We start from the raw sequence: 24638 nt of genomic DNA, 5'->3' as shown, positions 1-24638 counted from the left end.
TGTGACATTCATTTAATAACAAGAACGGAGAACCATCATGGCAGAGAAAAAGCTTTCCAATGACAAGTTGGGTGGTGCGGGTCTGCGTGGTCAGTCTGCCGGTGAAACGGCATTGTGTACCGTTGGTAAAACCGGTTCGGGTTTGACTTATCGCGGCTACGACATCAAGGAACTGGCTGACAAGGCACAGTTTGAAGAAGTCGCCTATCTACTGCTTTACGGTAAACTGCCTAACCAAACCGAGCTGAATGCCTACCAAACTCGTTTGAAAAATATGCGTTCACTGCCTGATGCCCTGAAGTTGGTTCTGGAACAGATTCCTGCTGAAGCACACCCAATGGACGTTATGCGCACCGGTTGTTCAATGCTGGGTAACCTGGAAACTGAGCAGGATTTCTCCAGACAGCGGGATCACATTGACCGTATGCTGGCTGTTTTTCCGGGTATGATCAACTACTGGTACCACTTCAGCCATCATGGCATCCGCATCAATGTGGAGACTGAGGCAGACTCCATTGCCGAACAGTTTTTATGGACCCTGCATGACAAAAAGCCAGAACCTCTGCATGTGCAGGTTATGCATGCTTCCCTGATTCTGTACGCTGAGCACGAATTTAATGCTTCTACCTTCACTGGCCGTGTCTGTGCTTCGACGCTCTCTGACATTCACAGTTGTGTCACCGCTGCCATCGGTTCCCTGCGTGGACCTCTCCATGGCGGTGCCAACGAAGCGGCGATGGCAATGATTGAAAATTGGCGCTCTGCCGATGAAGCGGAAGCGAATATCATGGCTATGCTGGCTCGTAAAGATAAGATTATGGGCTTTGGTCATGCGATTTACCGTGAGTCTGATCCTCGTAACGCCATTATCAAGGCATGGTCCAAAAAACTGTCTGAGCAGGTGGGTGACCAGTGCCTGTACGCTGTTTCCGAACGTGTTGAAGCGGTTATGTGGCGCGAGAAGAAACTGTTCTGTAACGCCGACTTTTTCCACGCTTCTGCCTATCATTTCATGGGTATTCCAACCAAACTGTTTACCCCGATCTTTGTTTGTTCACGGGTGTCCGGTTGGACGGCACACGTTATGGAACAGCGTGCCAACAATCGTATCATTCGACCCTCTGCGGATTACACCGGCCCGGAAAGTGCTGAGTGGGTAGCGATAGCAGATCGTCGATAAAGCAGAAGGTCTGGTGTTATGAATACTGCACATCGCAAACCATTACCCGGCACCCGGTTGGATTATTTCGACACTCGTGCCGCCGTCGAAGCCATCCAGCCGGGTGCCTACGCAACCTTGCCATACACTTCCCGCGTTCTGGCTGAACAACTTGTTCGTCGCTGTAACCCCGAAACCCTGACGGACGCCCTGAAGCAGATCATTGAACGCAGGCGTGATCTGGACTTTCCCTGGTATCCAGCCCGTGTCGTCTGTCATGATATTCTCGGTCAAACAGCGCTGGTTGACCTGGCAGGCCTGCGTGATGCTATTGCTGAACAGGGAGGAGATCCTTCCGAAGTTAACCCGGTGGTTCCCACGCAGTTGATTGTTGATCATTCTCTGGCTGTGGAGTTCGGTGGCTCTGATCCTCAGGCTTTTGAAAAAAACCGTGCCATTGAAGATCGTCGTAATGAGGATCGCTTTCACTTTATTGAGTGGGCCAAAACAGCCTTTAAAAATGTCGATGTTATCCCGGCGGGCAACGGCATCATGCACCAGATCAATCTGGAGAAAATGTCTCCGGTGATTCAGACCCGTGAGGGTGTCGCTTATCCGGATACCTGTGTGGGTACAGACAGTCATACGCCCCATGTCGATGCCCTGGGTGTGATTGCCATGGGTGTCGGTGGGCTGGAAGCTGAAACGGTAATGCTCGGTCGTCCTTCCATGATGCGTCTACCAGAGATCATTGGCGTTGAGCTGGTGGGCAAGCGTCGGCCCGGTATTACTGCCACTGATATAGTTCTGGCCATCACAGAGTTCCTGCGAAAAAAACGTGTGGTGTCTTCTTACCTTGAGTTCTTTGGTGAAGGCGCTGCGGGTCTGACCATTGGTGACCGTGCCACTATTGCCAATATGACACCAGAGTTTGGTGCCTCTGCCGCCATGTTCTACATCGATGAGCAAACCATCGAGTACCTGACGCTGACCGGGCGTGCGCCGGAGCAGGTCGCGCTGGTTGAAACCTATACCAGGACAACCGGCCTCTGGGCGGATGATCTGAAGACTGCTGAATACCAGCGTGTGCTCAGATTTGATCTGTCCACTGTCGTTCGTAATATGGCGGGACCATCCAACCCTCATCGTCGTCTGCCTACCTCCGATCTGGCTGAGCGTGGGATTGCGATGGATCTTGACAAAGCCCGGGCCGAAGAAAAAGCCGGTCTGCTGCCCGATGGCGCGGTGATCATTGCGGCCATCACTAGCTGTACCAATACCAGTAATCCTCGCAATGTTGTAGCAGCAGGTCTTGTTGCCCGTAAGGCTAATGAGCTGGGTCTGGTTCGTAAGCCCTGGGTTAAATCCTCTTTTGCGCCAGGCTCGAAAGTCGCCAGACTCTATCTGGAAGAAGCAGGGCTTCTGACTGAGCTGGAGAAGCTGGGCTTTGGTATTGTCGGTTATGCCTGTACGACGTGTAATGGTATGAGTGGTGCCCTGGACCCGGCAATCCAGAAAGAATTGATGGAGCGGGATCTCTACACCACAGCGGTACTGTCCGGTAACCGTAACTTTGATGGCCGTATTCACCCCTATGCCAAACAGGCCTTTCTGGCTTCTCCACCTCTGGTCGTGGCGTATGCCATCGCCGGTACCATACGTTTTGATATAGAAAAAGAGGCTCTGGGGACGGATAAAAAGGGCAATGCCATCACTCTGAAAGATATCTGGCCCACTGATGAAGAGATTGATGCGATCGTAGCTGAGAGCGTAAAACCTGAGCAGTTCAACGAAGTTTACATCCCCATGTTTGACTTGGGCAAGGTAGAACAAGCGACAAGCCCTCTTTACGACTGGCGCCCAATGAGTACTTATATACGTCGACCTCCTTATTGGGAAGGGGCGCTGGCCGGTGAACGTACTCTGAAGGGGATGCGTCCTCTGGCGATACTCGGTGACAATATTACGACCGATCACCTGTCGCCATCCAATGCCATCCTGGCGAGTTCTGCAGCCGGTGAATATCTGACAAAAATGGGGTTGCCTGAAGAAGATTTCAATTCTTACGCCACACACCGTGGTGACCATCTGACCGCCCAGCGAGCCACCTTTGCCAACCCTAAATTGCTGAACGAAATGTGTCTGGATGACGAGGGAAATGTACAACAGGGTTCTCTGGCCCGAATTGAGCCCGAAGGCAAAGAAACCCGCATGTGGGAAGCCATTGAAACCTACATGAACCGCAGTCAGCCACTGATTATTATTGCCGGTGCCGATTACGGTCAGGGATCATCCCGTGACTGGGCGGCGAAAGGCGTCCGTCTTGCCGGTGTTGAAGCCATTGTCGCTGAAGGTTTTGAGCGGATCCATAGAACTAATCTGGTGGGTATGGGAGTTCTGCCACTGGAATTCAGGGAGGGCACCACCCGAAAGACTTTGAGCCTGGATGGTACAGAAACCTACGATGTTATTGGCGAGTGCACGCCACGGGCTATTTTGGTGCTGCGGATTCATCGTGCCAATAATGAAGTGTTGGAAGTACCTGTGATTTGTCGTTTGGATACGGAAGAAGAAATGTCGGTATACGCTGCTGGTGGTGTATTGCAACGATTTGCCAGAGATTTTCTGGAGAGCCAATAACGATGCCACATAAAACAATGCCACAAAAAACAATGTCGCATGTGCCCCAGATCAGGGTGCCCGCTGCTTATCTTCGGGGTGGCACCAGCAAAGGCGTTTTCTTCAGTCTGGAAGATCTACCGGAGCGCGCACAGGTTCCCGGTAAAGCCCGTGACAACCTGTTATTGCGAGTGATTGGCAGCCCTGATCCTTATGGCAAGCAGACTGACGGGATGGGAGGCGCTACTTCAAGTACCAGTAAAACCGTCATTCTCTCGAAAAGCAGTCAGCCTGATCACGACGTAGATTATCTGTTTGGTCAGGTTGCCATTGATAAGCCCGTTGTGGACTGGAGTGGTAACTGTGGCAACCTGACGGCCGCTGTTGGTGCTTTTGCCATCAGCAAGGGGCTGGTGGATCCCGGTCGTGTACCACAGAATGGTATTTCCGTGGTACGCATCTGGCAGGCCAACATCAAAAAGACCATTGTTGCCCATGTACCCATCACTGACGGAGTTGTTCAGGAGACCGGAGATTTTGAGCTGGATGGTGTGACTTTTCCGGCGGCAGAAGTTCAGGTGGAGTTTCTTGATCCGGCGGATGGCGAGGGTGCGCTATTTCCTACCGGAAACCGGGTGGATGATCTGGACGTTCCTGCCCATATAACAGAGAGTGGTTCGCTTAAAGCCACGCTCATTAATGCGGGTATTCCAACCATTTTCCTGAATGCACAAGAGCTGGGTTATACCGGAACCGAGTTGCAGGAAGCCATAAATGGTGACGAAAAGGCGCTGGCCCGTTTTGAAACCATTCGTGCCCACGGCGCTGTTCGGATGGGGCTTATTGATCATGTCGATGAAGCGGAGCAATATCAGCACACTCCCAAGATTGCCTTTGTCGCCGGGCCTGCCTCATATACCGCAGCCAGTGGTAAACAGGTCAAGATGGATGATATTGATCTGTTGGTGAGGGCTTTATCCATGGGTAAGCTTCACCATGCCATGATGGGAACGGCTGCGGTAGCCATCGCTACCGCTGCTGCTATTCCCGGAACACTGGTCAATCTGGCCGCAGGAGGCAGTGAACGGAATTCAGTTCGCTTCGGGCATCCTTCCGGAGTGCTGCGTGTTGGTGCAGAAGCTGTCCGGGAGAACGGCGAGTGGACAGTAAAAAAAGCCATTATGAGCCGCAGTGCCCGAGTGCTGATGGAAGGCTGGGTGAGGGTTCCGGGGGATTCTTTTTGACATACCTTTATGAGGACTTTCGGGAGCAGTTGAAGGCTGACCGAGAACAGTCAGCCTCTGGTCAGCATATCACTTCAACCGTCGTTTCAGATGCGCAAGATCCATAATTCGAGTCGAAATTTCTTCAACAGAGTAATCAGTACTGTTGATGCAGGGAATAGATTCCCGGCGATAAATCTGCTCAATCGTATAAACTTCAAACTGACATTGCTGGCTGGATGAATAGCGTGAGTTCGGCCGCCTTTCGTGGCGGATACCCGCCAGACGACCGGGATGAATGGTCAGTCCGAACAATTTGTCCCTGTGAGGTTGCAAGGGCTTGGGGAGCTTGAGTGGTTCATCCAGATCTTCTTCTGTGATGGGATAGTTTGCTGCGAAAATACCAAATTGCAGACCCAGATAAATACAAGTTGGGGTTTTGCCGCTTCTGGAGGCACCCAGCAGAATAATATCCGCCTTATCATAATTTCTTGTTTTTGCCCCGTCGTCATTATCAAGAGCAAACTGAACAGCTTCTATACGTCGATGGTAAATATGGCTGTGGGTGGTGGAACGCTTTTTGCCTGTTTTATAGAGAGGATGTTGACCAAACTCATGCTCAAGGCCCGGCAGAAACGTTTGGAAGAGGTCTATTATATAGGCACCACTGGTGTGGAGTATGTTGCTTACGTCTTCGTTCAGTACTGTCATAAAGACGATAGGTCGTATTTGTTCTACTTTGTGAATGTTGTGAATCTTTTCAATCAGCGGAATGGTTTTTACCGTGGAATCTATATAAGGGAAGGTAACGTGTTGAAACTCATAGCCTTCAAACTGAGCCAGGAGACTCTGTCCGAACGACTCTGCCGTGATTCCTGTGCCGTCTGAGACGAAAAATGCCGTTCTTTTCACTTTTTTTCCTTTAAGGTGTTTCATTTTATAACAAAATCTAACATAGTGTACCTGCCGAAACACGAGAGCGATAGGCTGGACTGAATCTTGTGTATCAGACGGTTGTTACAAAAAAGCCGTCACAAAAAGCCGGGAACTCAGCACCGGCCATAAGCATACAAGCACACCTGGCTAACTGAAACAGCCATAAGCAGATAGAAAAGAGCGGGGAATGCTGCTTTGAATAATTTTGTCGTTGGCCTGGAAACTCTGGGCATGGGTGACGTCGAAAAAGTTGGCGGAAAGAACGCCTCCCTGGGCGAGATGATCAGTGGCTTAAGCAAAGCCGGGGTCAAAGTCCCTGGTGGCTTTGCAACCACCGCAGAGGCTTATCGTGACTTTCTTGACGGCAACGGACTGTACCAAAGAATTCATGATCTGCTGGATGATCTGGAGATTAATGATATCAGGGCGCTGACCATGGCCGGTGCAAAAATCCGTCGCTGGATCATGGAGGAGCCTTTCCGGCCGGAACTGGAAGCGTCCATTATCAATGCTTACCAGTCGCTTTCTGAAGGTGATGACCTGCCCGTAGCGGTTCGCTCCTCAGCCACCGCGGAAGACCTTCCCGATGCTTCTTTTGCCGGTCAACAAGAGACTTTCCTGAATATTCGCGGCGCAGACAATGTGCTGGTGGCGGTTCGCGAAGTGTTTGCCTCACTGTTTAATGATCGAGCGATTGCTTACCGAGTTCACCAGGGCTTTGACCACAGGAATGTGGCGTTGTCTGCTGGCATTCAGAGAATGGTGCGAAGTGAGACTGGTTCTTCTGGTGTTTTGTTTTCTCTGGATACTGAGTCTGGCTTTGATCAGGCTGTCTTTATTACGGCTTCTTACGGACTGGGTGAGACGGTCGTTCAGGGTGCTGTCAATCCGGATGAATTTTACGTTTATAAGCCTGCAGTCAAAGCTGGGCGTCCGGGTATTCTGAGACGGACGCTGGGCAGCAAAGCGATCAAGATGGTCTACGGTCGCACCGGCTCTACCGGTCGTTCGGTAGAAACAGTGGATGTGGATCTGGAGGCCAGGGGGCAATTCTCCATCAACGATGAAGAGGTCACTGAATTGTGCCGACAGGCTATGGCTATTGAAGCGCATTACGGCTGTCCAATGGATGTCGAGTGGGCTAAAGACGGTGATGATCAACAGCTCTACATTGTTCAGGCCCGCCCTGAAACCGTGCAAAGTCAGAACAGTGGCAGAAAACTGGAAAGCTATATCCTGAAAGAACAGGGTGAATTGTTGGCTGAAGGTCGCAGTATTGGTCAGAAAATCGGTCAGGGTAAGGTGCGCCTGATTGACGATATTGATGAGATGGACCGGGTTCAGGAAGGTGATGTACTGGTCACTGATATGACCGATCCTGATTGGGAGCCGGTGATGAAACGGGCCTCTGCCATCGTCACCAACCGTGGTGGCAGAACCTGTCATGCGGCCATTATCGCCCGTGAGCTGGGAATTCCTGCAGTGGTGGGTTGCGGTGATGCGACCTCCAGGCTCAGTGAAGGTGCATCCGTTACCGTATCCTGTGCAGAAGGGGACACGGGTTTTATTTATGAGGGTCTGTTGAACTTCGAGCATAAGGTTCGTGATCTGGATGTGATGCCGGAACTGCCTTTCAAGCTGATGATGAACGTGGGCAATCCAGACCGAGCCTTCGGTTTCTCTCGACTGCCCAATAAAGGCGTAGGCTTGGCCAGGCTTGAATTTATTATCAACAAAATGATTGGTGTGCACCCCAAAGCACTGTTGAATTTTGACCGGTTGCCTGCGGATGTTCAGCGTCAGGTGAGTGAGCGCATTTCAGGTTACAGCAGCCCGGTAGACTTTTATGTTGAGAAACTGGTGGAAGGGGTGTCTACTATTGCAGCGGCCTTTGCGCCAGAAAAAGTCACTGTACGTCTATCTGACTTCAAATCCAATGAGTACTTCAATCTGTTGGGCGGGCACCTCTTCGAGCCCGATGAAGAAAACCCGATGCTGGGCTTCAGGGGCGCTTCACGCTATATCTCCGAAGACTTCCAGGACTGTTTTGAACTGGAATGCCGGGCCATGAAACGGGTTCGTGATGAAATGGGGCTGACCCATGTTGAGCTGATGGTGCCTTTTGTCAGAACGCCAGAGGAAGCGGCTCAGGTGACTGCCATCATGGAGAAGTTTGGTCTGAAACGCGGTGAGAATGGTCTGCGAGTTATGATGATGTGCGAGCTGCCTTCCAATGCCTTGATGGCAGAAGATTTTCTTCAATACTTTGATGGTTTCTCCATTGGCTCTAATGATATGACTCAGCTGACCCTGGGTCTGGATCGGGATTCGGGTCTGATTGCCCAACTCTTTGATGAGCGTAATCCTGCCATCAAACAGTTATTGTCCATGGCTATTCAGGCCTGTAGAAAGCAGGGTAAATACGTAGGTATCTGTGGCCAGGGCCCGAGTGATCATCCTGATTTCGCCAGATGGCTGATGGAAGAGGGGATCGAGACCGTCTCTCTGAATCCGGATTCTGTGTTGGAAACCTGGTTGTATCTTGCTGATAGTGAGTCGAAATAGCCATGACCCCGTTTACCACCCCGGATCTTTGCGATGAGTTTCCTGAACAGATCTCCGTTGCCGAACCCGGCTTCAAAAATTTTGGCGGCGTGAATGCTTTTCACGGACAAGTCGTGACCCTGAAATGTTTTGAAGATAATTCCCTGGTTCGTGAGTGGCTGGGGCAGCCGGGAGAAGGCAAAGTTCTGGTGGTGGACGGCGGAGGTTCCATGCGCAGGGCCATGCTGGGCGACAGGTTGGCTGAGCGTGCCATTAAAAACGGTTGGGCCGGGATTATTATCTATGGCTGTATCAGGGATGTCGATATCATAGCCGATTTGACACTGGGCGTTCAGGCGCTAGGCTGTCATCCCATGAAAACCGATAAAAAGGGCGTGGGTGAAAGCAACCTGGTGGTCTCTTTTCATGGTGTTGATTTTGTGCCTGGGGGGTATGTTTACGCTGATAATAATGGCGTTCTGTTCTCTCAGGAGCGGTTGGTTTGATACCTCCCTTCTGCATAGGTTTTGAAAATGCCTGATTGAGGAAGTAAAAAATGCTGTCAATGTGCTAGCATTTAAATCATAAGATAATGGAGATTCTCCTATGGCAACCCTAACCATCAGAAATCTGCCCGATGAGCTAGTTGAACGGCTCAAGTTAAAGGCTAAAGCAGCTAACCGTTCTATGGAGCAAGAAGTACGGGAACTACTGGAAACTCACTACCCGAAAAAGCTGGATACTCTTGAGCGCATCAGAAACCGCTGGAGCCAGTTACCGGAAATTCATCACGAAGAAATGAACGAGTGGCGCAACGAAGGGCGTCCTTGATGGTAAACACTAATATGAAGGATGCTGTTATTGACACCATGGTATTTGCCTATGGTCTCTTGAATGAAACAGAGTATGCTGTTGACTCCTTGGCCGCTATTGCCCGTACCGAAACCATTCACGTGCCGGATTCCATCAGGGCAGAGCTGACCAATGTCATATGGCAGTGGATAACTCTTGAAGCTATTCCCGTTCAGACTGGGTTGGATGTGCTCCAAGATGCCAACACACTGTTCAGTCAGGTGCACCCCACTGAGCAGTTATGGCGGGAAGCACTTATTCTGGCTTGTGAAGACAAACACTCTGCCTATGACACTCTTTTTATTACACTGGCAAAAAATCAGGAAATTCCCCTAATTACCTACGATAAAAAGCTGTTAAAAAAATACCCTGCCATCGCCATAAAGCCAGAGTCGGTATCCGGCCTGCCAAATTGATTTCACGTCATAAAATGCCGGTAAGTGCTTGAATATACTTGTTATTTTGGAATTTTACGACTTAGGTGAATCTTTGGTGCTTTGCAGAGCTTGCTATTACAGGGGTTTGGTCATTTAGCGGGAATTACTGGCGTTCTGTAGGCATAAACCACAATAAACCCGCCCAGGGAAACACAGTATATTTCAGCCAATATTAATTCTACAGGGCTGGGTACTGCATGCCACCTATCAATGATGAGCTTGATCCGCAGCAGATCATCCACTTTTCTCAAAAGAAAGCAATAAGTATTCTGGATCAACTCGAGTCTTATGCAGAAACGATGAGCTGGAGCGATCAGCATCAAAAAGAATTTCTCTCTACCATTAATCGTGAACGTTCCAACCTAGGTAGCCTGGATCTGAAAATGGCTGTGGTGGGAGTCATGAAAGCAGGCAAGTCTACTCTGATAAACAGTCTGGTTGGCCAGGAACTGCTGCCAAACAGAAGTACAGCAATGACCCTGCTTCCTACCTATATTCGTCATAGTGCATCTGAGAGTGCTGGTACTTATTACTTCAAGCATGCGGACTGGTTTAACCAGTTTATCCAGGATTATCAGGAAGAGTTTGAGCAGTATCGTCACAAAATGAACCCTGAGAAGGGTTTTGGCCCGTTAAATGCGTGCGAGTCGGTATCGGGTCTTGACGCTATCCAGCAACAATTGCTGCTGATCAATGATTTTGCTCGTTTTGCCTGCGAAGAAGGGCGCAATCCTGATATTTTAAACTGCCTGCAGGGAGATGAGGATTTTCCTGAGGTAAATATTGCCATGGCATGCCTTGAGAATCAGACCGGAATCAATCAGGTAGGTCAGCTTGTTTTGGTGGACAACCCGGGAGCCAATGAAGCAGGTATTACGAAACACCTTAACAACCTTGTTCATAAGCAGTTAGAAAGAGCAGGTGTTCTTCTGTGTACTCTGGACTATACAGCCCTTAACAATGTATCAGATCAGGAACTCAGGACAGCGGTTCAGAGTTATGCTGAAGCCTATAAGGACAGGATTATTGTTGCAGTCAATAAATTTGACCAGGAAGACTGTAACTCCATGGATGCTAAAGCAACCAGATCCTACGTGCAGGATAAACTGCTCAAAGGGTTAGATTTAGGGCAAGACCGGGTTTACCCTCTCTCTGCACGCCATGCTTATCTTGCTCTTAAAGCTCAGAAATCACTGAGCAATAAGCAATCCTGGCGTATTTCTGAGCAAGAAGGCTGGCAGGGTGACTTCTTGAAAGCTTCTATGGCAACTTTGTACGACCCAGAAAAGGGGTTGGAAGAACCTTATCTGGGTATGCTTCCTAAATTTGCCGGGAATCTGCTTTCTGCATCGAAGCAACCTCTGCTTGTGAAAGGAGCAATTGAGCGCGCTTATGCCAATGCAGGGCCCGACGCAATCATTTCTTCTCTGGCTAAGGTTAAAGTTCAGTTGATTGATGGTCGTCTGTTAATGACACTTCAAAACAAACGACAAGATATCGATACAACAGTTTATGAGCTGAGAGCGAAAATTGACCATTTGAGCTCTCTGTTGGGAGAGTTGGTTTCTTTTCGAGACAGCTTGAATGAAGTTCTTGATGGCTGGCCTGAGAATCAAATGCGTAACGTCAAGCAATGGGTTAAAGCTGAAACAGAAAAATTTGATTGGAAAGTTCAGACCCAGAATGACCAGAAACCAAGCTCATTTCGGCAGAGAAGCTCAAAGCAGCAGGCCGAGGAGCAAGCTAAGGGAGCGGGATTAGAGCTGTTAAAACTGCCTCAAGCAGATATAAATAGTTTTGAAAAACTAAGAAACTACCTGACTGGTAGACAAAAGGAGTTTAGCTCAAAGCGCGAGGCTAAGGAAGCGCGAAGAGATCTGTTTAAACTAGTTCAAGCAGATATAAATAGTTTGAACGAAAAACTAAGAAACTACCTGACTGATAGACGAAAGGATCTGGAATCAGACATTCAGCGAAGAATGTCTGAGTTTGAAGTGCGGTTTGGTCAAAAACTTGAAAAAGTGGCACATGTCAGAGTCAACCCTGCCACCTTTTCTCTAAATATTGATTCTGAGAGCTTGGGCGCCGACAGCCAAGTGCAGAAGGACACTAAACGATATTCTGTAAAGAAACCACCGAAGTTATTTGGTTTTTCACTGAATTTTTTACCAGACTTATTCTATCATACCGAAATTCGCACTGAGACATCCTATACGGTAAACATGAAAAAAATCCAGGAAGAAGTTGCCCAAAATATAGAACTCCAGCTGACAGACAATATTTCTGGTTTAAGCGAATCCTTAAAAAAGTATGTTGATGAATTTACCCGTAACCTGGAAGGCACTTGCCGGATTCTGGAAGCCGATTCTGAACAAAACCTGAAAAATCATGAGCTGTCTAAGGATGAGCAGGAGCAGTTAAAACAACAGGTATCATCTCAGCAAAGCGAGGTGGAACACATCAGCAGTGAGACTGATGAGCTATGCGAAGGCCTGAAGCTACTGAGAGTTAAAGCCGCATGACTGAACAAACGCTGTTAAACCCTATTCGTTCTCAGTTCAGCTTTCTCAGCGACAAAGCTGCTATAGAAATGTGGAATGTGTTGGCTGTAAGCAATGATCATAATAAAGATCTGGCTGATAGCAACACCTTCACCGGGCGGTTATGTGGCCTGGCGTTTGGTCACAGACAGCAGCAACAACAGGCTATCAATGATAACCTGCGGAGCGGAGTATCTCTGCTGATCGAATACTGTCAGCAGCACGATCAGCAGATAGCTAAAACTGCCAGAGGAGTCAGTAAAGTCGCTAAAGCGATTCATGATGCCCGGCAAAAAATAGCTCGCCATGATGATTTGCTTGCACAATTCGGAAGCCAGCTTTCTGATATTGAAAATCGACTGGAATACATTGACCAGCGTATAGAGGCTCGTGATCGCCTGCAGCAGATACTCGATATATGGAAATTAGATCAAACACCACTACCGATAATCAGCCAGCTACTTCTGGTTATCAATGAATTGAAGTGGAGCCAGTTTGGCGTAGTTGCCCAAAGTGATTCGAGCTTATTGGAACTCGGAAAAGTCCGTTTAATGACAGTTGCCTGTGAAAAGTTCGGCCTAAGCCCAAAGCAGCTAATGGCTCTACCTGTGGCAATGGCTGACTTACGGGAGGCTGAAACTGTTATTCAGGATGCGACCCTTTTAACGGTAGATGAAGTTAATCATCCATTGATGGAAGAATTGCAGAGAGTTTTGAATGGTAATCTGGTTGAGTGCAGTGTGCCTGTTATCTCTTTGCAGCGATTAACTCATGAATTTTACGATTCCAGTTTGAGGGAAGCGGCATGAAAACAGGGTTAGTATTATCTGGAGGGGCTGCCCGGGGAGCCTACCAGATGGGTGTCATTAAAGCCCTTGCTGAACAGCGCATTGAAGTGGACATGGTCAGTGGAGCAAGCATTGGGGCACTCAATGGTGTGCTGGTTGCGTCTTCCTCAAATATGCTTGAAGCGGCAGATAAAGTGGAAGCTGTGTGGGATGAATTATCCAAAAAAAATCCAATGCAGTACAACGAGAAAAGTCTTGCGCTAAATGCAGGCCTGTTGCTGTCGGGCATGGCTTCTTTCACACCAAACCCATTGATAAAAAATGCTGGACAAAAAGCTCATACCTTACTGAAGGCTATAGCTGCAGAACACGATGCCCCCCTGTTAGACGACACCCCTATTAGAGAGAAGTTTGATCAACATACGAATGTCTCTGAATATAAATCCTGGAAACCCATCTGGGTCAGTGTATTTGAAGGTTCATTGAAGGAGAGTATTGAGGAGTTCATCAAAGGTGATCTCTTGCGTATGTCTGGTAAAGAAGCAACCTATCTTCATTTGCAGTCATTACCCGCTGATGACGTTATCAACTCTGTCATGGCTTCTGCTGCTTTGCCTTTACTCTATCAATCTCAACAAATACAAGATGGGCAGTATTTTGATGGAGGGATACGGGATAACACGCCGGTTAAGCCGTTGTTGGGTCAATGCGATCTCTGCATTTCTATCCAGTTGAGTAACGGCAGCTTGTTTGATCGAAAAAATCATGAGCATCCCAGAACCAGAATTCTTGAAATTCGCCCGAGTGACCCGGTTGTCATCGAAGAGGGGTATTTTGGCGGTGTGCAGGCGATGGTTAATTTCAGTGCAGATAAAATTCAGTATCTGGCCAGAATGGGGTATGAAGACACTCTGAGGGCATTAGAATCTGTCGAGCATATGTCCAAAAATCGAGCAGCGGTTCACTCCGCCCTTGATGAGATGGATGAAGCTCTCGACTTGCTGTAAACAAGGCCTGTTTGTATGATCTGGTTCGTTTTATTCGGGGCTCGGCCTGCAAAATTGCTTTAAGGATATTCAAGCACTTATCGGCATTTTATGACGTAAAAGCAATTTTACAGGCCGGATACCGGCTCATCGTTGAATAATCCTGGCGTACTTTTCAATATCGATATTGCCACCCGAAGCGATGATCACGCTTGTCTTTCCCCTGAACTTTTCTGGATGCTGCAACAGTGCTCCGATGCCAATAGCTCCGCTGGGCTCGAGGACGAGCTTCATGTTATAAGCCGCGAATCGGATGCCTTCATTAACAAAGGCTTCATCAACGGCCAGCCCTGCGACCTCAGAATTCTGTATGATTGCGAGATTGGCTTCACCGGGGCTCAGGGCCTGCAGGGCGTCACAGGAGCTGGCGGTTTTGCCGTAGGCTCTGGCACGTTGCCCTTCTTCAATCGACAAAGTCATTCCTTCGTATCCGGACGGTTCAATCGCCAGCACTTGAGTGTCAGGATAATGAGCTGCGTTAAAAACCATACTGGAACCGGCAACCAGACTTCCGCCGCCAGTGGGGCATAGCAGGAAGTGGCAAGTCTCTCCCATCTGTTGAAGTTGTTCGGAAGCCTCCATGGCGACAGCGGACTGACCTCGAATCAGAATGGCATCATCAAAGGGGTGAAGCAGTGAGTAGCCGTGTTGTTGAGAGAGTTTTATGGCCTGTGCGGCAGCTGCCTCTTCTCTGGAAGGGGTCGATTCATAACACAGTTTAACTTCAGCGCCGTGGGCACGGGCATTGTCTATCTTGTTCTTTGGGGCGTCAGCGGGCATAACCAAGTGAACCTCAATGCCCAGGATCTCCCCGGCTGCCGCCAGTCCCCTGGCAAAGTTGCCAGAAGAATAGGCGACAACCCCTCGTAATTTTTCCTGTTCAGTTAGTTGAAGCAACCTGTAAAGCGCTCCCCTGAACTTGAAAGCGCCGGTTTTTTGCAGGGATTCAGCCTTTACAAACACCTTGCCCTGCACCCTGGCTCCTAACTCTTCGCTGGGGATCAGAGGTGTTTTTCGGGTGTAACTTTGCTGGCTTTGGTAGATTTCCTTCAGGGTTTTTAAGTCAGGGATAGCTTGAGGGGTCGGCATAGGGGTTCCATTTTGTACAGCTCAGTACAGAATAGACCCTATGCCGGGGGTAGGAGTTCCTACCGCTTTTTCTGAATCACGTGAGTGATATGGTCAAAGTAGCCTGTACCTACTTCTTTCTGGGGGCACACAAAGGTGTAGCCTCGTTCAAACGCAGCTTGCTCTGGCTGCTGAACCATTTCTGCGTAGTGTTTCATGCCCTGTCCCTGGCTGTAGTGGTAGGCCAGGTCGAACATGTTGTGCCACATGCTGTGAATGCCTGCCAGTGTGATGAACTGGAATTTGTAGCCCATCTCACTCAGTTCATCCTGAAAGCGGGCAATGGTTTTATCGTCCATGTTCTTTTTCCAGTTAAAGGACGAGGAGCAGTTGTAAGCCAGTAATTGATCCGGGTATTCGGAACGAATGGCCCGGGCAAAGGTTCTGGCCTCATCGAGATCCGGTGTCTCTGACTCGTACCAGAGAAGGTCGGCAAAAGGTGCGTAAGCCAGACCTCGGGCAATGGCCTGCTCAATACCCTTGCGGCTACGGTAGAAGCCTTCTTTGGTTCTCTCACCCGTCAGGAAAGGTTGATCATAGTCATCAATGTCGGAGGTGATCAGATCAGCGGTGCTGGCATCGGTTCTTGCTATCAGCAGAGTCGGAACGCCGGTAACATCGGCAGCCAGTCGTGCAGAAATCAGTTTGTCGATCGCCTCCTGAGTAGGAACAAGTACTTTGCCACCCATGTGGCCGCATTTTTTGACCGAAGCCAGCTGATCTTCAAAGTGAACGCCCGCAGCGCCCGCTTCGATCATGCTTTTCATCAGTTCATAGGTGTTACGGACGCCGCCAAAGCCATCTTCACCATCGGCGATAATAGGAGCGAACATATCCACATAACCTTTAACACCGGGGCCGATGCCGTTTTTCCATTGAATCTGGTCTGCTCTCATAAAGCTGTTGTTCATTCTTTTAATCAATGCCGGTACGGAGTCTACCGGATAGAGAGACTGATCGGGGTACATGGAGCTGGCTGAATTATGGTCGGCAGCCACCTGCCAGCCAGATAGGTAAACAGCTTCCAGCCCTGCTTTAACCTGTTGCAGTGCCTGACCTCCCGTCAGTGCCCCGAGGCTGTTAACGTAACCCTTGCGTGACTTGTTTTCATAGAGCAATGCCCAGAGTTTCTTTGCTCCCATTTGGGCAAAGGTATTTTCTACCTTAATGGAACCGCGCAGACGGACGACATCCTCAGCGTTGTAGGTGCGTTTTACATGGGTCCAACGAGGATTTTCTGACCAGTCCTGTTCGATGCGGGCAATTTCTTCAGCGCGATTATAAGTAGACATTGTATCGCCTCTCCTGAAAATCAAACGGTTGTTTGTCAAGGCAATTTCAATCTATAACAAAAGATAACAAACTTGATAATTTATTGTCGTTATAGTGATTATTCTTTTTGAGAATGACGCTCTGAGAGCGATTCTCAAAAGTCATACGTTTGTTTGACTTTGCGGTCTGGATATCTCTATTCTTGGCCACCCGCCGAACCGTTTCAGGATGTAAACAAGAATATGAACTTGACTCGTGTTGATCTGAACCTGTTGGTCTATCTGGATGTGCTTTTGAGAGAACGAAGTGTCACCAAAGCGGCCGAGCAGCTGGGCATTACCCAGCCAGCTATGAGTAACGGGTTGAAAAGACTCAGGAGTCTGTTTAATGACCCGCTGCTGGTAAGAACCAGTGAAGGTATGTCTCCTACGGAGAGAGCTCTCGCTCTGCAGCCCCAGATTGCCGATGCCCTGAAACTTCTGGAGCAGGCGGTTTTACCCAGGGACGCTTTTAATCCCGGGGAAAGTTCCCGGGTGTTTCGCGTCATGGCCAGTGACTATTCTGAATCGACTCTGGTTCCCATGGTGCTGAAGCGGCTCAGGGCTGAGGCTCCGGGTATTACTCTTGATATTCTCACACCCAGCGACGTGACCTTTCATGATGTAGAGCATGGTCGTGTTGATATGGCCATTAACCGTTTTAGTAATATGCCGCAATCTTTTCACCAGTCGCTGATCTGGGAAGACTCTTTCTCCTGTGTTCTGAGTCGGGGCAATCCGCTTATTCATCATTTCACCCTTGAGAGCTATCTTTCTGCCCAGCATATATGGGCAAGCAAAACCGGTATGGGCGTTGGGGTGGGGATTGACCCAAAGGATGTGCAACAACTCGGATGGGTTGATGAGGCGCTGTCGGCCATTGGCCACAAGCGTGATATCAGAGTCCTGACGAGACATTATCAGGTAGCCATGTTGCTTTCCTCCCAGAATGACCTTATTGCGACTCTGCCCAGTAAGTTGGCTGAATTGCACCGCCATGAAGAGGATCTGGTGGTTTTGCCGCCTCCTTTTGAGATTCCTCCTATTCAGCTTCGTATGGCGTGGAGCCCACTGTTGCACCACGATGCAGGGCACAACTGGTTACGGCAGATCATCAAAGCAACTACGCAACAAACCTGTCCGGCGGCTGAGCTTGTTTGATAATTGGTGATAATATGTGTGAAATAAGTGGTTTGTTGTGTAGCATCTTGTGTTTATAGATGTTAATCTTTGCTTGCTTTTGAGAAATGGCGGGAGCGAGTGGTTAAGTGCTCTGCCTATCCTATCCACACGAGATCCACCGGAAGGTAGAATAAAATGAACTGGCTAACCCAACTGAACACAGAACATACTTTGTACGCAGTGGCTGATGAGTGCATCGAGCACCTGTCAGAAAGTTACTACCTGGTCATCACTGAGCAAAAGCAGGAGTCTCATCCAGACGACTGAGTTCTCAGAATTTAGAAAAGCCGCCATTGTGCGGCTTTTTTGTGCGTAAATTTTGTCAACACTTGCTATTTATTGGAAAAATGCCGTATATAACTGTGTTGAATTGGTTATCTAACCTTGGTTCAAACAGAATATTGTCAAACTCGAGCCGCCGGATTTTTTAATAAAATCAGGCTTTGTCTTAAGAACAACAGCGTTTAGAAGGAAGACCCATGGCTGATCGCATCCAGATCGGAGGTTTGCAGATAGCAGCTCCTATCCAACATTTGTTAGTTGAAGCTATTGAAGGCACTGGCGTGACTCCACAGGTCTTCTGGTCAGGTTTTGAGCGTGTTCTGGATGATTGCGCTGCTGAGAACAGGGCTCTGCTGGAAAGGCGGGATACCCTGCAAAATCAGATTGATCAGTGGCATAAAGAGCATCAACAGCAGTCTCATGATCCTTCTGCCTATAAACAGTTCCTGTTGGAGATCGGTTATCTGCAACCTGAAGGCGAAGACTTTAAGATTGCAACGGAAAATGTGGATACCGAAATTGCCTCCCAGGCCGGACCTCAGCTGGTTGTTCCTGTTATGAACGCACGTTTTGCCCTGAATGCAGCCAATGCCCGCTGGGGAAGTCTTTACGATGCTTTGTACGGGACGGATGCTATTGCGGAAAGTGACGGTGCTGAACGTGGCAAAGGCTATAACCCTGTCCGGGGGCAGAAAGTGATTGCCTTTGGTAAGGCGTTGCTCAATCAGGCAGCACCTTTGGTGAAAGGAAACCATTCCGGGGTAACCGGTTATGCGGTCAGGGAAGGGGAGCTGGCTCTCTCCCTGGAAGATGGTAGCGTCACAACACTGGCCCAACCTGAAAAATTTGTGGGTTATACCGGCAGTGAAAAAAATCCCGACACAGTTCTGCTCAAAAATAATGGCCTTCATATAGAAGTGCACATTGACCGACAGTCTCCTATCGGAAAAACCGATGGGGCCGGAGTGAAAGACCTGGTGGTAGAAGCGGCTCTGACAACCATTATGGATTGTGAAGATTCCGTGGCTGCCGTAGACGCTGAAGATAAGGCGCTGGTTTATCGAAACTGGCTCGGACTAATGAAAGCTGACTTGCAGGAAACGTTCGTTAAAGGTGATAAAACCTTAACCCGCCAGTTGGTAGCTGATCGCACGTATACATCCCCCGCAGGTGAAGCATTTTCTCTGCATGGCCGCAGCCTTATGTTTGTTCGAAATGTCGGACATCTGATGACTACCGATGCCATTCTGGATCGTGAAGGAAATGAGATTCCTGAAGGTATTATGGATGGTATGTTTACGGCCATGATCGCCATGCACGACCTGAAAAAACAAGAAGGCATCCGAAACTCCCGCACAGGAAGTGTTTATATTGTTAAGCCAAAAATGCATGGGCCTGAAGAGGTAGTCTTCACCAATAAGCTGTTTGGCAAGATCGAAGAGGTTTTGGGTCTTAAACAAAACACTCTGAAAATTGGCATAATGGACGAGGAGCGTCGTACTTCTGTCAATCTCAAAGCCTGCATCCGCGCCGCCAGAGATCGTGTGGTTTTTATTAATACGGGTTTTCTTGATCGTACCGGGGACGAAATTCATACCAGTATGGCAGCAGGCCCGATGATTCCAAAAGGTGAAATGAAGCAGTCAGCCTGGATCAATGCCTATGAGAACCAAAATGTTGAGGTGGGTCTTGACTGTGGTCTGGCCGGTCGTGCCCAGATTGGTAAAGGTATGTGGGCTATGCCGGATGAAATGGCTAAAATGCTGGCGACTAAAATCGGACACCCCCAGTCGGGCGCCAATACTGCCTGGGTACCTTCACCTAATGCTGCGACGCTGCACGCTACTCATTATCATTCCGTCTGTGTCACTGAGGTTCAGGCATCCATAGCTGAGCGTCACAGAGCCAGTCTGGATGATCTTCTGACTATTCCTTTGTTGCAGAACAGATCTTCTTTGACGGAAGAAGTGATTCAACAGGAGCTGGATAATAACGCACAGGGTATTCTCGGTTACGTCGTTCGTTGGGTAGAGCAGGGTGTGGGTTGTTCAAAAGTGCCTGATATTCACGACGTTGGTCTGATGGAAGATCGTGCAACGCTGCGTATTTCCAGCCAGCATATGGCGAACTGGCTAAGGCATGGTATCTGTTCTCAGGAACAGGTAGTAGACGCCTTGAAACGCATGGCAAAAGTGGTTGATGAGCAAAACGCCGGGGATCCTGGCTACCGTCCCATGGCTGCTGATTATGATGCCAGTGTTGCCTTTAAGGCCGCGTGTGAGCTGGTATTGAAAGGTTGTCAGCAGCCTAATGGTTATACGGAACCGGTGCTGCATGCAAGAAGGCGTGAGTTTAAAGCCGCTGTACGATGAAATAACCGAAAGGTTGTCAAATAAATTCTGCTAAAAGCAACCGTCTCAAGTCCAGTAAAAAGAGAGACGGTTGCCATTTTCATCATTCCTCGTTCCCACATAGTCTATTCTTCCTGACTTCGACAATGAATAGCAGCTATCAGGGCGATATGAAAAAAAACGATTACACACTGACTGTTTGCAGATTTCTTTTTTTCTGCCTTACGGTGCAAATGGTAACGATACAACAGGCAGTGGCCGCGGGCAGTCTCGCTGAGCCCATGTCATTGAGTTCGTTGTTACCCTTGCTAGCCACTGTTTACCGGGGTGCGCCCGAAGCTAAGAATTCATTGCCTGATTTGAATCCACCACCCCAGCCCACCTTTCAGGATTCCATCGGGCTAAAGCTTGATGAGGAAGAATCGCTGGTTCTTGTACCTTCGGAGTTTCCTGCTGTAGCGAAAGTCAGCGATATGGCTGATGAAAACTGGCCGCAGCTTATTGCGGCTGAGTCTGTTGACACTGATGCCAGCGGTATCCGGTCTGTGTTCCGATGGGCTGATCAATGGCAGTTGAACGCGTTCCCGGATGACCCGTTATTAAGATTTCTCGCCTTTATTCACGGAGCCGCCTTTTGTGTGCAGGACAATAATAATGGGCAGCTGTCATACATTGTGCAGCACAACGGCAAACTGCTATCCATCAGCAGGTATGAAGCTTACTTGCGGTTTAGTCTGTATAGCCAGAGTTTCCTTGAATCACTGTATCCGGAGATTTTCGGCCCGTCGCTGCCAGCGGGTGGTGGCTGGCATGAATGGAACCGTTTTATTCGCAAGCAGCCTTTTCATCCTTATGAAAGGCCAGCAAACTCTAAGCGTGCCGTCGATCTTTCGAGCCGTGAAGTGACTGACTTGAAGACTCCTTCCAGACCATATCTCTATACTTCCAAGCGTTATAAAAAGTGCTGTGCGGATAATAGTCCACGAAGTCATTACTTTGCTACGTATGCCAATCTACCGAGCGTTAAACCGGAAACGGTGAGGATTGGCAACCAGGATCTGATTACCCTGGATACTTCGCAATCGTTTATTAACCCGGATCTGGCGAAAGGAAAAGACTATCTGGAAATGTATAACTTCAAGTTTTTGGCTGATTTTTTAAGCAAAAACAACGAGATCAAATACATTGTTGATATTGGCTGTGGTGACGCAAAGATATCTCTGTTATTGCAAAACTATCTTAATGAACGAAACCTCAAGATCAAAGTAATTCCTGTGGATGTGAGCAATGCTTATGATGATTATCCTGTCGGCGTCAGTCCACTGCCCATCAACCTGATTCCGGCTCAGGAAATTGTTGGCGCTACACCGGCAACTACTTTGTTTATCGCCATTCACCCTTTTACCGATAAGGGCGCACCAGCGAATCGGTTGATCTACGAAGTTGTAAAGGGAAAAATTGACTATTACCTCACCACACTCCTGAAAAACAATCCCGGCTGTTTTGTACTGGCCACCGAAGATTTCTATTGTTCCGCACCCCATCATTATATTCCTCCAGAAATGGTGTACTCCAAACATTACTATGCATACGCAAATAGCTTTACAAATGAGGATCGTGAGACAGAGCCTCGTCGCAAGGCAGAAGCCGCGAAGCTAAGTGCAGGAAAAAGTGACCTTTACCGTTTAAACCAGTTGCTGGCAAAACTTCCTGAAAACCGGCAAGAGTACCTGACCTGGATCCCACGAATGACGAAAACATTACAAAAGGATTTTCCCAAAGAGCCTACACGACTTTGGCCAGATAATATCTTCCAGCTTTATCTTCAACAGCGGACGTGTATTAAGCGTATAAAATCATGTTTTGAAATTCAAAGTGACTTATTAAAAAAAGAATTAGAGCCGCGTTGCTGGCATATCTATCGTCAGGATGCCGGTGCCGTGGATACACAGGCTGGGCTGCACTAGCACATCATTTCAATGAGTTTGATGTAAACAATCTACGTTCATCCTGAGCGCCCTTCGACTCCGCTCAGGATGCACGGTCGAAGGATGTGGACTCCGAACCAACAATGAAGACCGTGCCCGACACCCTTCGACTCCGCTCAGGGTGAACGGAGTTTGGGTGCCATTGATAGGGGAACCCGTCAATTACATTGAAACCGTGTGCTAGACCGCTTTGGCCTGGGCCGCTGCGTTACCCACATAGTTGGCAGGTGTCAGCTTCTTCAGTTCCGCTTTTACCTCAGCTGGCATGTCCAGGTTGTCAATAAAGGTTTCCAGAGTGGCCTGTGTGATACCGTCCTGGCCGCGGGTCAGAGCTTTTAGTTTTTCATAAGGCTGGTCGATGCCGTAGCGGCGCATGACGGTCTGGATAGGCTCTGCCAGAACCTCCCAGGCATTATTCAAGTCCTCATTCAGGCGGTCGGCATTGGCCTGTAGCTTGCCGATACCTTTCAGGGTGGAGCCATAAGCGATCAGGCTGTAACCCAGACCCGCTCCCAGGTTACGCAGAACTGTTGAGTCTGTCAGGTCACGCTGCCAGCGGGAGACAGGCAGTTTCATGGCCAGGTGCTGCATAACGGCATTGGCAATGCCCAGGTTGCCTTCGGAGTTTTCAAAGTCAATTGGGTTCACTTTGTGGGGCATTGTAGAAGAGCCTACTTCACCGGCCACGGTTTTCTGTTTGAAGTATCCCAGGGAAATATAACCCCAAACGTCACGATCAAAATCAATCAGGATGGTGTTGAAGCGGCAAATGGCGTCAAACAGTTCAGCGATGCAGTCGTGGGGTTCAATTTGCGTGGTGTAGGGATTCCATTCCAACCCCAGGCTGGTGACAAACTGTTCTGCATGCTGCTGCCAGTCAATTTCAGGGTAGGCGGACAGGTGGGCATTGTAGTTGCCAACAGCACCATTGATTTTACCCAGTGGGGTGATCCGGGTTATTTGCTGAACCTGACGGCGCAGACGGTAGGCGACATTTGCCATCTCTTTGCCAAGGGTGGTGGGAGAGGCTGTTTGTCCATGGGTGCGGGAAAGCATCGGCTGATCTGCATGTCGATGGGCAAGGCTTTCGATTTCCTTGATGATCTGCTGCATGGGAGGAAGTACCGCTTCTTCCATGCCAGTTTTTAGCATCAGGCCGTGGGATAGGTTGTTGATGTCCTCGGAGGTGCAGGCAAAGTGAACAAACTCGCTGATAGCAGCCAGCTCACTGTTATCCTGTACCTTTTCTTTGATCAGGTACTCAACGGCTTTAACGTCGTGGTTGGTGGTGCGCTCAATGTCTTTGACACGCTGGGCATCGGCAAGGGAAAAATTGTCTACCAGTTGCTGCAGAAGCTCGTTAGCGACCTGGGAAAGTGCAGGCACTTCGCTGATTTCGGGGTGGCTGGCCAGTGCCTGTAACCATTTAACTTCAACAGTTACCCGGAAACGGATCAGGCCGTATTCACTGAAAATGCTTCTCAGGCTCTGGGTCTTTTCCCCATAGCGACCGTCGACAGGGGAAACAGCAGTCAGTGCAGACAGCTCCATGGTTTACACGCCTTATGCTCGTAGAAAGGGCGCATCATACCGGAAAACTGCTAAGGATGCAGGGGGGTATGAATCGATTTACAGCTGGCTCAGGCCATCCAGCAGTTTTTTACGATTGAGTAATAGCTGCCAGCGACTGCCCCCTGTCTGGCGCCAGAGAATGGCTGCGCGTATTCCGGCAAACAAGATTGCGCGTATCTTGTCAGCATTGCCCGGATTTTGCAGGTGCCGGAGATCCCCCGAAACTTGCACTCTTGTCTTAAATGTACTGATGGTGTCCAGGTAAATACTGGCAAGGCTGGCAACCACATTTTCATGAACAATGCCAAAATGGTCTGCCTGCTCCTTGCAGCGTTGCAGACGCTGGGAGATTTCCCCCAACATAGTGCGGTTGCGGGAAAGTTTGCGTTCAAGGTGAATCAGGGTCAGGGCGTAGCGAACGGTGTCGGCCTGGATGGCGTTGGCCTGCCGTTGCAGGACATCTTTTAGAATTTTTCTGCCGGTCAGGAGGTTATGGTAGCCATTGAAGACCTCTTCAACACTGTCTGGAGAGGTGGCAAACAGACTGCCGATCAGTGGCTCCAGTGGTTCTTCGCTGATTTGTCCGCTTTTGGCCAGTCGTTCTACAAGACCAGCAGCCTGGAAAATAGCTGAGAGGGCCGCTGCCTGTTCCTTTACTGTGTATTGCACCTGAGTTTCTCT

General features: G+C 49.0%; 19 protein-coding genes. 14 read left to right on the top strand and 5 right to left on the bottom strand.

Annotated features, from left to right (window positions below; translation table 11 throughout):
• Nucleotides 1-37: 37 nt before the first annotated feature.
• Genes prpC through prpF form a run of 3 tightly spaced genes read left to right on the top strand, consistent with a single transcriptional unit; the run spans nt 38 to nt 5022 of the window.
• Complete coding sequence (gene prpC / locus K7B67_RS09170; RefSeq protein WP_252180045.1) at nt 38-1180, top strand: 2-methylcitrate synthase; 1143 nt, start codon at nt 38-40, stop codon at nt 1178-1180.
• Nucleotides 1181-1198: 18 nt separating this feature from the next.
• Nucleotides 1199-3799 carry a Fe/S-dependent 2-methylisocitrate dehydratase AcnD gene (gene acnD / locus K7B67_RS09165; RefSeq protein ID WP_252180044.1) on the top strand — a complete coding sequence of 867 codons (2601 nt, stop codon included), beginning with the start codon at nt 1199-1201 and terminating at the stop codon, nt 3797-3799.
• Nucleotides 3800-3831: 32 nt separating this feature from the next.
• On the top strand, nt 3832-5022 hold the full coding sequence (gene prpF / locus K7B67_RS09160) for a 2-methylaconitate cis-trans isomerase PrpF (protein WP_252180556.1): 1191 nt from the start codon (nt 3832-3834) through the stop codon (nt 5020-5022).
• A 69-nt stretch (nt 5023-5091) separates the two neighbouring features.
• On the opposite strand, the gene K7B67_RS09155 is transcribed toward prpF, so the two are convergent.
• Complete coding sequence (locus tag K7B67_RS09155; protein ID WP_252180043.1) at nt 5092-5913, bottom strand: pyruvate, water dikinase regulatory protein; 822 nt, start codon at nt 5911-5913, stop codon at nt 5092-5094.
• A gap of 219 nt (nt 5914-6132) precedes the next feature.
• Between K7B67_RS09155 and ppsA the strand changes: the two genes are divergently transcribed.
• From ppsA to K7B67_RS09120, 7 genes are all read left to right on the top strand, one after another.
• Complete coding sequence (gene ppsA / locus K7B67_RS09150; RefSeq protein ID WP_252180042.1) at nt 6133-8502, top strand: phosphoenolpyruvate synthase; 2370 nt, start codon at nt 6133-6135, stop codon at nt 8500-8502.
• 2 nt (nt 8503-8504) lie between these two features.
• A complete protein-coding gene (gene rraA, locus K7B67_RS09145; protein ID WP_252180041.1) occupies nt 8505-8987 on the top strand; it encodes a ribonuclease E activity regulator RraA in 483 nt (160 codons plus the stop codon).
• Between the two features lie 100 nt (nt 8988-9087).
• On the top strand, nt 9088-9312 hold the full coding sequence (locus tag K7B67_RS09140) for a ribbon-helix-helix protein, CopG family (RefSeq protein WP_252180040.1): 225 nt from the start codon (nt 9088-9090) through the stop codon (nt 9310-9312).
• Nucleotides 9312-9749: a type II toxin-antitoxin system VapC family toxin gene (locus K7B67_RS09135; RefSeq protein WP_252180555.1), complete on the top strand. Its 438-nt coding sequence runs from the start codon at nt 9312-9314 to the stop codon at nt 9747-9749. Before K7B67_RS09140 ends, K7B67_RS09135 begins: the two co-directional genes overlap by 1 nt.
• Nucleotides 9750-9967: 218 nt before the next feature.
• Complete coding sequence (locus tag K7B67_RS09130) at nt 9968-12292, top strand: dynamin family protein (RefSeq protein WP_252180039.1); 2325 nt, start codon at nt 9968-9970, stop codon at nt 12290-12292.
• On the top strand, nt 12289-13119 hold the full coding sequence (locus tag K7B67_RS09125; RefSeq protein ID WP_252180038.1) for a hypothetical protein: 831 nt from the start codon (nt 12289-12291) through the stop codon (nt 13117-13119). Before K7B67_RS09130 ends, K7B67_RS09125 begins: the two co-directional genes overlap by 4 nt.
• Complete coding sequence (locus tag K7B67_RS09120; protein ID WP_276576728.1) at nt 13116-14105, top strand: patatin-like phospholipase family protein; 990 nt, start codon at nt 13116-13118, stop codon at nt 14103-14105. Before K7B67_RS09125 ends, K7B67_RS09120 begins: the two co-directional genes overlap by 4 nt.
• 126 nt (nt 14106-14231) lie before the next feature.
• On the opposite strand, the gene K7B67_RS09115 is transcribed toward K7B67_RS09120, so the two are convergent.
• Both K7B67_RS09115 and aceA read right to left on the bottom strand, forming a co-directional pair.
• Nucleotides 14232-15233, bottom strand: a complete 1002-nt coding sequence (locus K7B67_RS09115; RefSeq protein WP_252180037.1) for a threonine/serine dehydratase — start codon at nt 15231-15233, stop codon at nt 14232-14234.
• Nucleotides 15234-15292: 59 nt separating this feature from the next.
• The gene (gene aceA / locus K7B67_RS09110; RefSeq protein ID WP_252180036.1) at nt 15293-16564 is read right to left on the bottom strand and encodes an isocitrate lyase; all 1272 of its coding nucleotides are present in this window, start codon (nt 16562-16564) and stop codon (nt 15293-15295) included.
• A gap of 222 nt (nt 16565-16786) precedes the next feature.
• Here aceA and K7B67_RS09105 point away from each other — a divergent pair, with 222 nt between their 5' ends.
• From K7B67_RS09105 to K7B67_RS09095, 4 genes are all read left to right on the top strand, one after another.
• A complete protein-coding gene (locus K7B67_RS09105; protein ID WP_252180035.1) occupies nt 16787-17743 on the top strand; it encodes a LysR family transcriptional regulator in 957 nt (318 codons plus the stop codon).
• A 156-nt stretch (nt 17744-17899) separates the two neighbouring features.
• Complete coding sequence (locus tag K7B67_RS23855) at nt 17900-18031, top strand: hypothetical protein (protein WP_256484814.1); 132 nt, start codon at nt 17900-17902, stop codon at nt 18029-18031.
• Nucleotides 18032-18243: 212 nt separating this feature from the next.
• The gene (locus tag K7B67_RS09100) at nt 18244-20418 is read left to right on the top strand and encodes a malate synthase G (protein WP_252180034.1); all 2175 of its coding nucleotides are present in this window, start codon (nt 18244-18246) and stop codon (nt 20416-20418) included.
• A gap of 329 nt (nt 20419-20747) precedes the next feature.
• Entirely contained in the window at nt 20748-22364 is a 1617-nt protein-coding gene (locus K7B67_RS09095) for a hypothetical protein (RefSeq protein WP_252180033.1), read from the top strand.
• Nucleotides 22365-22565: 201 nt separating this feature from the next.
• Here the strand turns inward: K7B67_RS09095 and purB are convergent, their stop codons facing one another.
• Together purB and hflD are read right to left on the bottom strand one after the other, a co-directional pair.
• On the bottom strand, nt 22566-23936 hold the full coding sequence (purB, locus tag K7B67_RS09090; RefSeq protein WP_252180032.1) for an adenylosuccinate lyase: 1371 nt from the start codon (nt 23934-23936) through the stop codon (nt 22566-22568).
• Between the two features lie 78 nt (nt 23937-24014).
• Nucleotides 24015-24626: a high frequency lysogenization protein HflD gene (gene hflD, locus K7B67_RS09085; protein WP_252180031.1), complete on the bottom strand. Its 612-nt coding sequence runs from the start codon at nt 24624-24626 to the stop codon at nt 24015-24017.
• Nucleotides 24627-24638: the final 12 nt, after the last annotated feature.

Source organism: Endozoicomonas sp. 4G, assembly GCF_023822025.1.
In the GTDB taxonomy this organism is placed as follows: domain Bacteria; phylum Pseudomonadota; class Gammaproteobacteria; order Pseudomonadales; family Endozoicomonadaceae; genus Endozoicomonas_A.
Note: the sequence above shows the minus strand (reverse complement) of the source record. Positions and strands in the feature narration are given on the sequence as shown.